The organism is Kitasatospora sp. NPDC056531 (genome assembly GCF_042794375.1).
In the GTDB taxonomy this organism is placed as follows: Bacteria; Actinomycetota; Actinomycetes; order Streptomycetales; family Streptomycetaceae; genus Kitasatospora.
Map to the genome: position 1 here is coordinate 397 of NZ_JBHTTU010000051.1, position 13,523 is coordinate 13,919.

Annotated in this window: 16 protein-coding genes; 7 read left to right on the plus strand and 9 right to left on the minus strand. The window is 74.1% G+C overall.

All coding sequences use genetic code 11. The features are described from left to right. Positions 1 to 701: hypothetical protein (locus tag ACFQ87_RS31085; RefSeq protein ID WP_380614186.1), on the plus strand; the 701-nt coding region annotated here is incomplete at its 5' end. 59 nt (positions 702 to 760) lie between these two features. Here ACFQ87_RS31085 and ACFQ87_RS31090 read toward each other — a convergent pair. Further along, entirely contained in the window at positions 761 to 1,669 is a 909-nt protein-coding gene (locus ACFQ87_RS31090) for a LysR family transcriptional regulator (protein WP_380614187.1), read from the minus strand. A 94-nt stretch (positions 1,670 to 1,763) separates the two neighbouring features. On the opposite strand from ACFQ87_RS31090, the gene ACFQ87_RS31095 reads away from it, so the two are divergent. Further along, complete coding sequence (locus ACFQ87_RS31095) at positions 1,764 to 2,108, plus strand: DoxX family protein (protein WP_380614188.1); 345 nt, start codon at positions 1,764 to 1,766, stop codon at positions 2,106 to 2,108. A 6-nt stretch (positions 2,109 to 2,114) separates the two neighbouring features. Here ACFQ87_RS31095 and ACFQ87_RS31100 read toward each other — a convergent pair whose 3' ends face one another. The 3 genes from ACFQ87_RS31100 to ACFQ87_RS31110 form a co-directional block, all read right to left on the minus strand. After that, the gene (locus ACFQ87_RS31100) at positions 2,115 to 2,957 is read right to left on the minus strand and encodes a hypothetical protein (RefSeq protein WP_380614189.1); all 843 of its coding nucleotides are present in this window, start codon (positions 2,955 to 2,957) and stop codon (positions 2,115 to 2,117) included. A gap of 72 nt (positions 2,958 to 3,029) precedes the next feature. Next, positions 3,030 to 3,449 carry a hypothetical protein gene (locus ACFQ87_RS31105; RefSeq protein ID WP_380614190.1) on the minus strand — a complete coding sequence of 140 codons (420 nt, stop codon included), beginning with the start codon at positions 3,447 to 3,449 and terminating at the stop codon, positions 3,030 to 3,032. Positions 3,450 to 3,568: 119 nt separating this feature from the next. Further along, positions 3,569 to 3,805 carry an alpha/beta fold hydrolase gene (locus tag ACFQ87_RS31110; protein ID WP_380614191.1) on the minus strand — a complete coding sequence of 79 codons (237 nt, stop codon included), beginning with the start codon at positions 3,803 to 3,805 and terminating at the stop codon, positions 3,569 to 3,571. A gap of 215 nt (positions 3,806 to 4,020) precedes the next feature. Between ACFQ87_RS31110 and ACFQ87_RS31115 the strand changes: the two genes are divergently transcribed. Further along, positions 4,021 to 5,208 carry a hypothetical protein gene (locus ACFQ87_RS31115; protein WP_380614192.1) on the plus strand — a complete coding sequence of 396 codons (1,188 nt, stop codon included), beginning with the start codon at positions 4,021 to 4,023 and terminating at the stop codon, positions 5,206 to 5,208. 60 nt (positions 5,209 to 5,268) lie between these two features. Here the strand turns inward: ACFQ87_RS31115 and ACFQ87_RS31120 are convergent, their stop codons facing one another. Together ACFQ87_RS31120 and ACFQ87_RS31125 are read right to left on the minus strand one after the other, a co-directional pair. Beyond that, complete coding sequence (locus ACFQ87_RS31120; protein WP_380614193.1) at positions 5,269 to 5,754, minus strand: SRPBCC family protein; 486 nt, start codon at positions 5,752 to 5,754, stop codon at positions 5,269 to 5,271. Between the two features lie 77 nt (positions 5,755 to 5,831). After that, on the minus strand, positions 5,832 to 6,791 hold the full coding sequence (locus tag ACFQ87_RS31125; RefSeq protein WP_380614194.1) for a GlxA family transcriptional regulator: 960 nt from the start codon (positions 6,789 to 6,791) through the stop codon (positions 5,832 to 5,834). Positions 6,792 to 6,882: 91 nt separating this feature from the next. Here ACFQ87_RS31125 and ACFQ87_RS31130 point away from each other — a divergent pair, with 91 nt between their 5' ends. Next, complete coding sequence (locus ACFQ87_RS31130; RefSeq protein ID WP_380614195.1) at positions 6,883 to 7,479, plus strand: cysteine hydrolase family protein; 597 nt, start codon at positions 6,883 to 6,885, stop codon at positions 7,477 to 7,479. Here ACFQ87_RS31130 and ACFQ87_RS31135 read toward each other — a convergent pair. Both ACFQ87_RS31135 and ACFQ87_RS31140 read right to left on the minus strand, forming a co-directional pair. Further along, positions 7,469 to 7,990 carry a hypothetical protein gene (locus ACFQ87_RS31135; RefSeq protein WP_380614196.1) on the minus strand — a complete coding sequence of 174 codons (522 nt, stop codon included), beginning with the start codon at positions 7,988 to 7,990 and terminating at the stop codon, positions 7,469 to 7,471. The two genes, ACFQ87_RS31130 and ACFQ87_RS31135, sit on opposite strands and share 11 nt — an antisense overlap. Before the next feature lie 30 nt (positions 7,991 to 8,020). Then, positions 8,021 to 8,803 carry an SDR family oxidoreductase gene (locus ACFQ87_RS31140; protein WP_380614197.1) on the minus strand — a complete coding sequence of 261 codons (783 nt, stop codon included), beginning with the start codon at positions 8,801 to 8,803 and terminating at the stop codon, positions 8,021 to 8,023. A 104-nt stretch (positions 8,804 to 8,907) separates the two neighbouring features. Between ACFQ87_RS31140 and ACFQ87_RS31145 the strand changes: the two genes are divergently transcribed. Further along, entirely contained in the window at positions 8,908 to 9,825 is a 918-nt protein-coding gene (locus ACFQ87_RS31145) for a sigma-70 family RNA polymerase sigma factor (RefSeq protein ID WP_380614198.1), read from the plus strand. Between the two features lie 264 nt (positions 9,826 to 10,089). On the opposite strand, the gene ACFQ87_RS31150 is transcribed toward ACFQ87_RS31145, so the two are convergent. Further along, positions 10,090 to 10,665 (minus strand): nucleosidase, encoded by a 576-nt coding sequence (locus ACFQ87_RS31150; RefSeq protein WP_380614199.1) that lies wholly within the window; start codon positions 10,663 to 10,665, stop codon positions 10,090 to 10,092. Between the two features lie 464 nt (positions 10,666 to 11,129). On the opposite strand from ACFQ87_RS31150, the gene ACFQ87_RS31155 reads away from it, so the two are divergent. Continuing rightward, on the plus strand, positions 11,130 to 12,443 hold the full coding sequence (locus ACFQ87_RS31155; RefSeq protein WP_380614200.1) for a hypothetical protein: 1,314 nt from the start codon (positions 11,130 to 11,132) through the stop codon (positions 12,441 to 12,443). A gap of 13 nt (positions 12,444 to 12,456) precedes the next feature. Then, complete coding sequence (locus ACFQ87_RS31160; protein ID WP_380614201.1) at positions 12,457 to 13,401, plus strand: glutamate ABC transporter substrate-binding protein; 945 nt, start codon at positions 12,457 to 12,459, stop codon at positions 13,399 to 13,401. Positions 13,402 to 13,523 lie beyond the last annotated feature (122 nt).

Genomic DNA, 13,523 nt, shown 5'->3' on the forward strand with positions numbered 1-13,523 from the left:
ACGCGATCGAGCTGTTCGGCACCGGCACCGACGGCGTGCTGAACCACACCTACAACCTCAACGCCGGTGCCTGGCAGGGCTGGAGCTCGCTCGGCACCTGGAAGTTCGCCGGCAGCCCGACCGCCGTCTACAACCAGGACACCAAGACGGCCGAGGTGTTCGGGATCGGGACGGACGGGACGATGTCCCACAGCTACAGCACCAACGGCGGCGCCTGGACCGGTTGGTCCACGCTGGACTCCACCTTCCACTTCACCGGCGCCCCGGCGGTCGCGTACAACCCGGTGAACAAGGTCACCGAGGTCTTCGCCACCGGCCAGGACGGCGTCATCTCGCACAACTACCTGTTCAACGGCGGTCAGTGGAGCGGCTGGAGCACCCTCGACACCGGCTACAAGTTCGCCGGCAGCCCGGCGGCGGTCTACAACCAGGCCACCAACGCGATCGAGCTGTTCGGCACCGGCACCGACGGCGTGCTGAACCACACCTACAACCTCAACGCCGGTGCCTGGCAGGGCTGGAGCTCGCTCGGCACGTACAAGTTCGCCGGCACCCCCGCCGCGGTCTACGAGTCCGGCTCGCAGTCCGCCGAGGTCTTCGGCCTCGGCGCCGACGGCCTGGTCTCCCACGCCTACTCCGCCAACGGCACCCCGTGGAGCGCCTGGTACACCCTCGGCACCTGGAAGTTCCAGGCCGTCTGAGCCCGAACACACCGACGACTGCCCCGGGGCCCGACCGGCCCCGGGGCAGTCGTGTCCGATCACCCCGGATCCGACTCGCCGACACTGTCCAGGCAGCACCGCACGAAGTCCCGCACCACCGGGTTGTCGTCGTCCACCGGAGCCCAGGCGACCCCGACCCGGCTGGGGCTGACGCCACTCACCGGCCGGTAGGTGATCCCGGGCCGGGCGTAGAAGCGGGCCGTGGACGCGGGGGCGAGAGCAACGCCGTAGCCGTTGGCGATGGCGCTCAGCCAGTCGTCCGGCTGGTCGACCACCGCACCGATCCGGACGGGGTGCCCCTCGCGCTCGTCGGCGGCGGTCCAGTAGTCCCGCCAGGCTCCGGTCTCGGACGGGGCGGCGACGAAGGGCTCGTCCCACAGCTCCCGGAACGGGACCACCTCGCGGGCGGCCAGCGGGTGCGCCGGGGGCAGTGCCACCCAGCGCGGCTCGGTGGACAGCTCGGCCACCCGCAGCCGCTCCTGCCCGGGGAACGGCAGCCGCAGCAGCGCCGCGTCCACGTCCCCCTCCGCCAGGCCGGCCGTCGGGTCCGACCAGGTGGTGGCGTGCCGCATGTCGACCCGCCAGCCCGGGCGGCGGCGGGTGAACTCGGCGACGATCCGCGGGGTGGCCTCGTTGGCGGCGCTGGCCAGGAAGCCGACCCGCAGGACGCGTTCGGCCCGGCTCGCCGCGGCCCTGGTATCCCGCAGCGTGGCGTCCCACGCCGCCAGCAGCCCGGGCGCCCGCGCGGCCAGGGCGCGGCCGGCCTCGGTGAGTGCCATCCCGGCCCGGGAGCGGACGAACAGCGGGGTGCCGAGGCCGGTCTCCAGCTGCCGGATCTGCTTGGTCAGCGCGGGCTGGGAGACGTACAGCCGCTCGGCGGCGCGAGTCAGGCTGCCCTCCTCCGCGACGGCGGTGAAGTAGCGCAGCAGCCGGGTGTCCACATCCATTCCATCAGGTTATAGAAGCAGGTATTGGACGCCAAGGCGGGGCGCTGACGAGGCTGGACGACGAGGAAGCCCGCGTCAGCACCGAAGGAGTCCCATGTCCACCGCCTACGTGATCGTGGCCGTCACCGCCATCGTCGCCAACGCCGGAATCGCCGCCGCGGACTTCGCCAAGGCGCCCTTCGTCCTGGCCAACTCCGCCGAGGTGAACGTCCAGCCGCAGTGGGTCCCGTGGCTCGCCGCGCTCAAGACGGCCGGGGCCGCCGGCCTGCTGATCGGCCTGGTCGCCTTCCCGCCCCTCGGCACCGCCGCCGCGGTGGGCCTGGTGCTGTTCTACATCGGCGCCGTGATCACCCACGTGCGGACCGGAGTCCTCCACAACATCTACTTCCCCGGCTTCTACCTCGCCCTGGCCGTCGCCACCCTCGCCCTCGCTCCCTGAGGCCGGTTACGCCACCACCACCGCGCACACCTTGGTGCTGCCGTCCAGCACCGGGAACTCGGCACCGTACCGGCCGTTGTGCGGCGGACAGACGTCCCGGCTGGTGACGACGGCCGCGATCGCCATGAGGACGTTGGCGGGCTTCGGCACCTGCCCGGCGCGACAGTCCCACACCACGGTCAGGGTGCCGTTGTACTGCCGGTAGTCGCTCGTCGCGGCCGGGAAGCACTGGCCGTTGCGGAACTGCCGCTCCATGCAGAGCACGGTCACCGAGTTGTCGCGGTTCTGGTGGGCGAAGGCGGCACGCCCGGCCCCCGACGGGCAGCTCGCCGCCGAGGTGGCGACCGCGCCGACCCGGTTGAAGGCGCTGCCCCCGCGACAGTCCACCGCGACCGGTGCCGTACGGCTCCACTGCCCCATCCCGGTGTTGTACACGTCGAGGCAGTCTCCGCCGCGGACGGCGGCGAAGGCCGTGTCCACCGGGTCGGGCGGGGGCGGGGTGTACTTGGGCACGGGCGGCGGGGTCGACACCGGTGCCGGTGTGGGCACCACCGGCGACGGTGTGGGCACGACCGGTGGCACCGGGTCGGGAGTACGCGTGTGCGTGGGGGCGGGCGGGTTCGGCAGCGGGTTGACGTGCTGCGGTGGGGTCCAGGGCGCGGCGACGGACACCGAGGCCGTCGGGGTCGCCTCCACCAGGGTGCCCGTCACCTGCTGCAACGGCTTCCAGAAGACCAGCACCGCGAGACCGACCATCAGCGCCGCCCCGACCAGCGGGATGGTCACGCTGATGTGCTGGTCCCGCCCGGCCTGGTTGATCCGCCCGTGGCCGCTGGCGGTGGCCCTCATGTTCACGCTGGCCAGGCGGCCGTCATCGGAACGGTCCGGGCCGGAACCGGAACTCTGCGGGCTCACCGGCCGTCACCGCTCGTTGACGTGAATGTCCCCCACGGCCTGGTTGATCCGCGCCCGCCCGGAGGCGTGCGCCTGGAAGTTGACCGACGGCTGCGCCGCGGCGGGCGCCGACGAACCGGTCAACTCCTCCACCAGGGACCGAAGTTGATCGGCCGCCCCCGGATCCGCGGCGAGCAGTCGGCGCAGCCGGGCGCCCCACAGGTCGACCACCTCCTGCTCGGCCTGCCCGTCCCCGGCACGGCGCGCCTCGGCCACCTCTTCGCGGGCCTCGCCCAGCTCGGCGAGCACCGTCTCGGCCCGCTCGGGGTGCCGGCGCCGCCACAACTCCCCGACGGCGGAGCGGATCCGCTCCCAGGCGCTGGTGGTCAGCTGCTGGACGACCGCGGCGGCGGCGACGCCCGCGAGTGAAGTCAGTTCCTGGTCCATGGTTTCCCCCGACGGAATGGACGCTCTGCCTGTCAAGGAGTCGTTATACCCTGCCGGGGCACCGGGCACCACGCGGACCGGTCCGTTCCGCCCCGCTGCAGCGCCGGTCACACCGCCCGTTACAGCGCCGCGAGGAACTCCTTTACAGCGGCAGCGAGTTCGCCCGCCGCACTGATCGGCAGCAGGTGGTCGCCGGCCAGCTCGACCGCGACCGTCCCGGGGCGGCGGGCGACGATCCGCTCCGCCTGCTCGGCCGGGATCACGCCCTCGCTGCCGAGCACCAGCAGGGCGGGACAGGTGGTTGCCGTCCAGTCGACCCAGTGGTCGCCGTGGACCAGCTCCTCCGAGTCGTACATGTCCTGGGGGTGGAACGGAAACCGCCAGCCGCCGTCCGCACCCTCCCGCAGCCGGTCGGCGAAGTACGGGGCGGCCGGGCCGAGCGCGGCGATCAGCTCGTCCCGACTCGGGGCGCCGTAGGGCAGGTCGAGCAGGAAGGCCAGCGGGTTCGGCCCCTCCAGGCCGAGCCAGGTCCGCCACCTGGCCGCCCGAACGCGCCGTCCGGGCCGAGGTGTTGACCCACCTGCTGCTCCAGCCCCCGCCCGCCGAACCGGGCCGGCTCGCCCGCCTCGACCTCCAGGGCGCCCACATCAGCGGCCGGCTCGACCTCACCGGCGCCCGGATCGCCGCCCCGGTCAAACTGCTGGGCTGCGGCTTCGCCGAACGCGTCCTACTCGACTACGCCGAGGTCACCTGGTGGAACCTCAACGGCACCCACCTGCCCGGCCTGGACGCCGAGGGCCTGCGCGTCGACCTCTGGCTCGGGCTGCGCGACGCCGTCGTCACCCACGAACTCTGGCTCCTCGACGCCCGCTTCTCCGGCGGCCTCGACCTCAGCGGCACCATCCTGCGCGGCGCGGACGGCTTCGCCCTGATGGCCAAACAGATGACCGTCGACGGCGGCCTGCGCGCCCAGAACCTGCGCGCCGAAGGCGAGTTGCGGCTCTCCCGCACCCGGATCGCCGGCACCCTCGACCTCGCCGGTGCCCGCCTCACCCAGACCCACGGCGGCGCGGCCGACTTCGAGGACCTGCACGCCCGCCGGGTGCTCCTCGACCTCCACCCGGACTCCACGGGCACGCTGACCTTCACCGCCGCCGAACTCGGCACCCTGGTCGCCGACCCGGCCCGCTGGCCCGCCGACTGCACCCTCGACCTCACCGCGACCGCCTTCGCCGGCCTGGAACCGGCCGCCGACTGCCCGGCCCCCGCCCGCCTCGCCTGGCTGGCCGCGCACGTCACCGCGCCCTCCCCCGCCGTCTACGCCCGGGTCGCCGCCGCCTACCGCCAGGCCGGGCAGGAGCAGGCCGCCCGGGACGTCCTGATCCGCAAGGAACGCCGCCGCCACCAGTCCCTCGGCCCGGCCGGCCATGCCTGGGGCCTGCTCCTGGAAGCCGTCGTCGGCTACGGCTACCGTCCCGCCCGCGCCCTCCTGTGGCTCCTCCTGCTGCTGGCCGGCGGCACCGGCTACTTCGCCCTCACCGGTGCGCCCCGCGCCGTCAACCCCACCGGCGGCCCGGCCTGGGACCCGCTGCTCTACGTCATGGACCTGGTGGTCCCCTTCCTCAGCCTCGGCCAACGCGCCGCCTGGGACCCGTCCGGCGCCGCCAAGGCCGCCGCCCTCGCCCTCACCGTCGCCGGCTGGATCCTCGCCACCGCCGTCGCGGGCGGTGCGGCCCGGGTGCTGAACCGGGGCGGCTGAGCGGCCGCCGCGCACGGGAAGTCGGCCGGGCCGACTTCCCGTGCGGCGCCACTACCTGTCTCAGGCCGCGCCGAAGTGCCGCTTGGTGTCGGCGATCAGCTTCCTCAGGAACGACGTCCCCGGCAGGTCCGTCAGCGCGGCCGGGCGGGCCAGCAGCGGGTTCGGCTCGTAGGCGAAGGTCCAGGTGAACCGGGTGCCGTGGGCGTGCGGCCGGACCACGTAGTCCTCGCCGAACCGCCGGTACAGCGGCAGGCTGGCCTCCGTGACGCAGAACGAGTGCCGCGCCCCCTCCTCCCACCGCACGAACTCCTCGCGCAGGCGCAGCAGTCCGAGCGCGGTGATCTCCCGCGTCGTGCCGACCCCGTGCGGCGCGGCCGAGGTGTAGCGCCCGCCGGCCAGGCCCCGGCACCAGGCCAGCGGCGCGTCCCCGGCCAGCCCCCGCCACACCGTCTCCGGCGCCACCGGCAGATCCATGGTGTACCGGTGCCGGTGCGGCGCGGTCTCGAAGAAGGACGGGTCGAAGCGTTCCAGCGTGTACCAGGCCATCGGATCTCCTCCTGCGACTCCTGCGACTCCGGCGACTTCCGCGACGGACGGACGGACGGGCGTTCGAACCCCTGACGCTATCCCTCCTCCCGGCCGCGAAAGCTCCGGCGGTACTCCCTGGGCGCCACACCCACCCTCGCCACGAACACCGGCCGCAGTGACACCGCCGAGGCGAAGCCGCAGCGCACGGCCACCGCGTCGACCGGCAGGTCCGTCTCCTCCAGCAGCCGTTGGGCCGCGAGGATCCGCTGGTCCAGCAGCCAGCGCAGCGGGGTGGTGCCGGTGCCGGCGCCGAAGTGACGGGCGAAGCCGCGTTCGGACATCACCGCCGCAGCCGCCATCCGGCGCACGGTCCACGGGGTGTCCAGCGAGGCCAGGATCTCGGCGCGGACCCGCGCGAGCGGCTCGTCCTCGGCGAGCGCGGGCACCGGGCTGGGGATGAACTGCGCCTGACCGCCCGCCCGGAACGGGGCGGTGACCATCGAGCGGGCGATGACGGCGGCGGCCCGCTGCCCGTGGGCGGTACGGACGAGATGCAGGCACAGGTCGATGCCGGCCGCGACCCCGGCCGAGGTCCACAGGCCCTCGCCGCCGGTGAACAGCACCTCGGGCCGGACGGTCACCGCCGGGTAGCGGCGGGCGAGTTCGGGGGCGAGCGCCCAGTGGGTGGTCGCCTCCCGACCGTCGAGAAGCCCTGCCTCGGCGAGGACGAAGGCGCCCGCGCAGAGCGAGGCGATCGGAACACCGCGACCGCGCACTTCCCGCAGCGCCGCCAGAACCCCCGGCGGCCGCGCGGCACCCGGCTCCTCCACCCCCGGCACCACCACCAGGTCGCAGTCCGCCAGTGCCTCCAGCCCCGCGTCGGGCACCCGCTCCAGTCCGCCGCCCAGCCGCACCCGGGCCCCCGCCGGCCCGCAGACCCGCAGGTCGAAGCCGGGCAGCCCCGGCCGGGAGGAGCGGTTCGCCCACACCTCCCCGATCACCGCGTAGTCGAAGGCCCGTACGCCGTCGAAGATCAGGCACCCCACCGTTCGCATGGCGCAAGCATGGCAGGGTGGCAGGAACCTATCGATGGGTGGCATCCCTGCCCATCACGGCCACCCGGCAACGCGCGGCACCATGAATCCCATGACGAACACCGACGCCTTCGACGCCCCCCTCACCCTCGCCCCCGACGCCGTCCTCCTCGTCATCGACGTCCAGCAGGGCTTCGAGGACCAGGACTTCTGGGGCCCCCGCGACAACCCCCGGGCCGAGCAGCGGATCGCCGAACTGATCGCCGCCTGGCAGGCCACCGGCCGCCCGATCGTCACCGTCCAGCACGCCTCCCGGGTGGGGCCGCTGGTCGAGGGCACGCCCGGCTACGAGCTCAAGGACTTCGTCGCCGCGATCACGCCCGACCTGCACATCACCAAGACGGTGAACAGCGCCTTCTACGGCACCCCCGACCTGCACGCCTGGCTCCAGGAACGCGGCGCCCGGCAGGTGGTGATCACCGGGATCATCACCAACGTGTGCAACGAGACCACCGCCCGGATGGCCGGCAACCTCGGCTACGACGCGATCTTCCCGACCGACGCCATGCACTCCTTCGACATGACCGGCCCCGACGGCACCACCGTCCCCGCCGCCGAACTCGCCCGCGCCACCGCCACCACCCTGCACGCGATGCGCTTCGCCAAGGTGGTCACCACGGAGGCCCTGCTCCGGGCCGCTAAGGCCTGAACAGCGGCTCGTACGCGTTGCCCTCCACCGCGTTGAGCAGCGTGTAGCGCTCCCCGAGGCCGAAGGCGACCTCCCGCAGCCGCGCCAACGCCTCGGCCACCGTGGGGACTTCGAGCCCGAGCGCGGCCGCCGCCGCGTCCCGGTCGGCGAACAGGTCGGGCTCGTCCTCCAGGTACTGCTCGGCCGCCTCCGCGCTCTCCTCCTCGGTCAGCCGCACGCAGTCCCGCCACCACGGCACCGCCAGCAGCAGCCGGACCATCTCCTCCAGCCCGGCGGCCACCACCGCCGCGCCGCCCTCGGAGTCGGCGTACAGCACGGGCCGCTCGTCGCCGTCCTCCCCGCAGAGGAAGAAGGTGCCGCCCGCACCGCACTTGGCCACCTCCTCCAGGGCCTCCCCGGAGGCGAGCACGACCTCCTCCACGTGCGAGTAGGCGTCGAGGGAGAAGTCCCCCGGCCAGAGCAGGTAGTCGACGGCGACGGGGGTGGCGCGAAGGCGGTCGAGGAAGGGCATGGCGGACACCTTAGGAGGCCGGACGGACACTCAGGCCGCCAGCCGCTCCGACAGGAACTCCTCCCAGGTGCGCCGCCCGCGCTCGGCCCCGGCCAGGGTGAGGTTCGCCCCCGCCCGGTAGGCGCGCCCGACCTTGCCGGGCACCCGCACCGGCAGCTGCTTGCGGCTGCGCCCCTGCGCCGCCAGGTACCCCCGGGTCAGCTCGCCCATCCCGTACACCCTCGGCCCGGCCAGGTCCGGCACCGCCCCGGCGGGCGCGTCGAGCGCCAACTCGACGAGCCGGGCAGCGACTTCGCGCACGTCCACGGGCTGCCAGCGGACCCCGCCGGGGGCCGGGACGAGCGGCAGCTTCGCCATCTTCCCGACCACGCTGAATGCCAGGTCGTGGAACTGCGCGGCGCGCAGGACCGTGTACGGCAGGCCCGAGCCGGCCACCGCCTCCTCGGCACCGAGCTTGGCCCGGAAGTAGCCGAGCGGCACCTTGTCCGCGCCGATCACCGAGATGTACACCAGGTGCCGCACCCCGGCCCGCCGCGCGGCCGCGACCAGCCGCCGGGTCGCCTCGTCGTCGCCCTTGGGGCCGCCGGCGAGGTGCAGCACCGTGTCGACGCCCGCGAGCGCCTCGTCCAGCCGGGCGCCCGCCTCGGCCGGGTCGCCGAGCAGGTCGCCGCGCACGTACGCCACGCCGTCCTCCGCCGCGCGCTCCCGCCGGCTCAGCACCCGCACCGGCCGGCCGGCCGCGCGCAGCAGCGGTACGACCTGCCGGCCCAGGGTGCCGGTGCCGCCGGTGACCAGTACCGGGTTGTTCGTCACGATCGTCTCCGATTCGTCCCGGGCCGGGAGTTGATCTCCCCGCCGCAGCCGTTGTTGGGTGACTCCTGCTGCCCTGACCCGAGGCGACGAAGGAATGTGACACGGTGGACGAGAAATCTTCCCGGACCGCGCTGTTCGAGGAGCACCGGCCGCATCTGCGCGCGGTCGCGTACCGGATGCTCGGCTCGATCAGCGAGGCCGAGGACGCACTCCAGGAGGCCTGGCTGCGGTACGACCGCACCGACACCGCCGAGGTGGAGAACCTCGGCGGCTGGCTGACCACGGTGGTCTCCCGGGTCTGCCTGAACCTGCTGCGCGACCGCGCCCAGCGCCGCGAGGAGCCGCTGGTGCCGACCGGGCCGGACGGGAACACCGGCCCGGAGCGCATCCCGGACCCGCTGCTGCGGCGCGAGGGCGTGGTCGACCCGGAGCAGGAGGTGATGCTCGCGGACTCGGTCGGCCTGGCGCTGATGGTGGTGATGGAGTCGCTGTCGCCCGCCGAGCGGGTCGCCTTCGTGCTGCACGACATGTTCGCGGTGCCGTTCGAGGAGATCGCCCCGCTGATCGAGAAGACGGCGGCCGCGACCCGCCAGCTCGCCAGCCGGGCCCGCCGCAAGGTGCAGGGGCAGGCGCCTGCGCCCGACCCTGACCTGGGCCGCCAGCGCCTCGCCGTGGACGCTTTCTTCGCCGCCGCCCGCAACGGCGACCTGGACGCCCTGGTCGCGGTGCTCGACCCGGACGTGGTGCTGCGCTCGGACGGCGGGGCCGGGCTGGCCCGGCACACCGTGGTGCTCAGCGGCGCCGCGACGGTCGCCGGCCAGGCCGTCCTGTGGGGCAAGCTGTCGCCGTTCGCCCGCCCGGCGCTGGTCAACGGCACCGCGGGCGCGGTGGTCATCGGCGACAACGGCCGGGCACTGTCGATCATGGCGTTCACCGTCGTGGACGGCGCGATCGCCGCGATCGACGTGATCCTCGCCCCGGAGCGGCTGGCCGCCCTCGATCTCTCGGCCTTCCGCGACTAGGACACGGACGAGGGTGGGAGGGCGCGAAGCCCTCCCACCCGGCGGCTCACCGCCCGACCGCGCCGGCCGGCTGCTCGCGGAAGGTGTCCCCGCGCCCGGCGCGCCACCCGGTCTCCTCGGTCATGTGCACCGGTACCGGCGCAGCGACGGCTCCTCGGCGACGTCCGGCCGCAGCGAGCGCGGAGCCTGCTCGGCTCGACGCGCCCGGGCGCGGTGTTCCCGGTCACCGCGTCACCCCGGCCACCGGCCGGGCCCGACGGACCGTCACCAGCCCTGGGCGTTCGCCCAGTCCGCGAGGTGCCGGGCGCAGTCGTCCACCGACTCCCGCCAGGTGTGCGCCGCGCCGTCCCCGGCCTCGTCGCTGACGTACTTCACCAGACGCACCGGCACCCCTGCCCGGTGGGCGACGGTGGCGACGGCGTAGCCCTCCATGTCGACCAGGTCGGCGTGCTCGGCCAGCCGCTCGCGGGCGGCCGGGGAGTCGACGAACAGGTCGCCGGTGGCCAGCACCGGGCCGTCGCCCTTGCCGACCACCAGCGGGGCGCCGTAGCTGCGGCCGGTCAGGGTCTGCAGGACCTCGGTGTTCAGGTCGTGCTGGATCACCTGGACCACGTGGTGGATGCCCTCCCAGCCGGGGCGCAGCGCGCCGGCCGTCCCGAGGTTGACCACCTCGGCGGGCTTCTCACCCCGGGCGAGCACGGTGGCCAGGGCCACGGCGGCGTTGACCTTCCCTATCCCGGTGAGCAGCACGGGCAGTCGCTCGTCCAGGTGGGCGGCCTCCTCGCGGACGGCGACGACGAGCAGCGGGCGGTCGGGTGAGATCGTTCCAAGCAGTCGCATGGGGCCCATGGTACGGAGCGGGTGGGTGCCTCACCTCGGGAGCCGCTTGATGGAACCGCACGGGACGCCGCCCGCGTCGCACGGGTCGCCACCTCTCTGCGCGAGCCGTGCGCCGCCGTACAAAACGTACCGAGCCGTGGGAGAGCGTGCGGAAACCGTGCACGACATGCTCAAGATCGGCGCAAGTCAGGTGTGGCCGGGAGGAGTCACGGCCATACTGCTGCCATCGGTCGGGCCCCGGGTGTCGGGTCCGCACCCAGGGGAGGATGAGGCGGGTGGCAACACCAGTAGGCAACGGCGCACCGGGCGCCGCGTTCCCGGCGCGGCCGAGCGGTCCACCGGCCGCGCCGGGAGCGGCACCGGCGGCAGCGGCACGGGGCGTGGCGCCGCCCGGCCCCCCCGCGCCCAGGCCCGGCGCCGCGCCGCCCGCGCAGCGCCCCCGGGCGGGTGCCGTGGAGCGCGGCGTGCGCGCCCGACTGGCCCAGGCCACCCGGACGCCCCCGGGGCGGCTGCGGCTGGCCGGGGTGGTGCTCGCGGTGCTCACGGTGGCCTTCGGCGGGCTCACCGCCTGGCAGTTGGAGACCAGGGCCTCGGCCGCCGACCGGGTGGTCTCGTACAGCCAGCCGCTCAGCCGGGACGCTGCCGAGATCCACCGCTCGCTGGCGGACGCCGCCACCACCGCGGCCACCGGCTTCCTGCTGGCCGGCACCGAGCCCAAGGACGTCCGGGACCGGTACGAGCAGGATCTCTCCCAGGCCGCCAAGTTGATCGCCCAGGCCGCCGCCCGTACCACGTCCACCTCCCCGGCGCAGGACTCACTCGCCCGACTGAACCAGCAACTCCCGGTGTACGCCGGTCTGGTGGAAACCGCGCGGGCCGACAACCGGCAGGGCATCCCGCTCGGCGGCGCCTACCTGCGGTACGCCTCCGAACAGATGCAGAACGTCCTGCTGCCGGCCGCCGCCGAGCTGAAGGGCTTCGAGGACAAGGAGCTGGCGGACGACTACGCCGGGGCCAAGTCCGTGCCGTGGGGTGCGTACGGCCTGGCGGTGCTCACCCTGGCCTCGCTCGGCTGGGTGCAGCTGACGCTGTTCCGCCGCACCAACCGGGTGTTCAACATCGGCCTGTTGGGCGCCACCGCCGCCGTCCTCGCGGGCTCGCTCTGGCTCACCGTGGCCGGGCTGACCACCAGTTCGGCGCTGGAGCGGAGCGACCACGACGGCGCGACCCCGCTGCGGGCGCTCAACAACGCCCGGGTGGACGTGCTGACCGCCCGGCTGGCGGAGAACCTGCACCTGGTCGCGCGCGGCTCCACCACCAAGTACGCCGACCAGTGGGCGAGCGCCACCAAGCACCTGTCCGGCGACAACGCCGAGGACGTCCCGCTGGAGCGGCGCAGCGGCTCGCTCCCGGAGGCCGTCCGGCTCGCCCCGCCGGCCGCCGCCCAGCCCGTCCGCGAGGCCGCCGCGCAGTACGACGAGTGGCGCCAACGGCACGACAAGGCACGGTCCCTGGAGGTCGACAACGCCGACTACCAGGCCGCGCTGAACGCCACCGTGTCGGTCACCGACGCCACCGGCACGGCCGACGCCGCCTTCAACGCCACCGACAAGGCCCTCGGTCAGGCCGCCGACGCCGAGCAGGCGCGGTTCACCGACGCCGCCAAGGGCACCGCCGCGGACCTGCGGCTGGCCGCCGGCGCGGCCGCCGTGCTCGCCCTGGTGGCCGCGGCCGCCGCGCTGCGGGGCCTCGGCCGGCGACTGGCCGAGTACCGGTAAGGGGAACGGACAGATGCGCACCAGAACCGTACGGACCAGGAGCGCCGCGGCGCTGGCAGTGCTCGCGGCCTGCGCGACCGTGCTCGGCGGAGGCGGCCCCTCCGACGCCGCACCGGCCGCCGCGACCAGCGCGCCGCAGGCCGTCCAGCAGACGCAGGACCAGTCGGACACCTGCGACATCTACGGCAGCGTGCCGCCGAGCACGGTGGACGGCCCGGCCGTGAAGGCCATCAAGGCCAAGCGCAGCCTGGTGATCGGCGTGGACCAGAACAGCTACCGCTGGGGCTCCCGCAATCCGAACACCGGCCAGATCGAGGGCTTCGACATCGACCTGGCCCGGGCCATCGGCACCGCCATCATGGGCAACCAGGGCCAGGTGGTGCTCAAGCCGGTCGCCACCGCCGACCGCGTCGACGCGGTGAAGAACGGCCGGGTCGACCTGATCGTCCGCACCATGACCGTCAACTGCGAGCGGATGAAGGACGTGGCCTTCTCCAAGCCGTACTTCAGCATCTCCCAGCGCGTGCTGGTCCCGAAGGCCAGCCCGGCGACCAGCCTCGACGAGGCGGTCAACGGCAGGACCGTCTGCGCCGCCAAGGGCTCCACCGCCGCGACCGTGCTGGACGCCAAGAAGACCGCCAAGCAGGTCGTCCCGGTCGAGAACCAACTGGACTGCCTGGTCCTGATGCAGCTCGGCAAGGTCGACGCCACCATGACCGACGACGGCCTGGCGGCCGGTCAGGCGGCGCAGGACCAGACCGTGCGGATCGTCGACGGCGACACCCAGCCCGAGGTGATCGGCGTCGCCATGCTCAAGACCAGCCCCGACCTGACCGCCCGGGTCAACCAGGTGCTGGCCGACTACCACGCCGGCGGCGACTGGGGGCGCTCGTACGACCGCTGGCTCAAGCCGTACATGCTCAACGACGCCGAGCACTACTGGCCGGTGCCGCACTGAGGCCCGCGCCGGGGCCGCACCGAGTCGGGTACGGACCACTGCGGACGCGGGGTGTTGACGCGGTCTTGACGCCCCGCGCCCGCGCCGCCCGAACGGCCACCGGCTAGGGTTCGGGACGATCA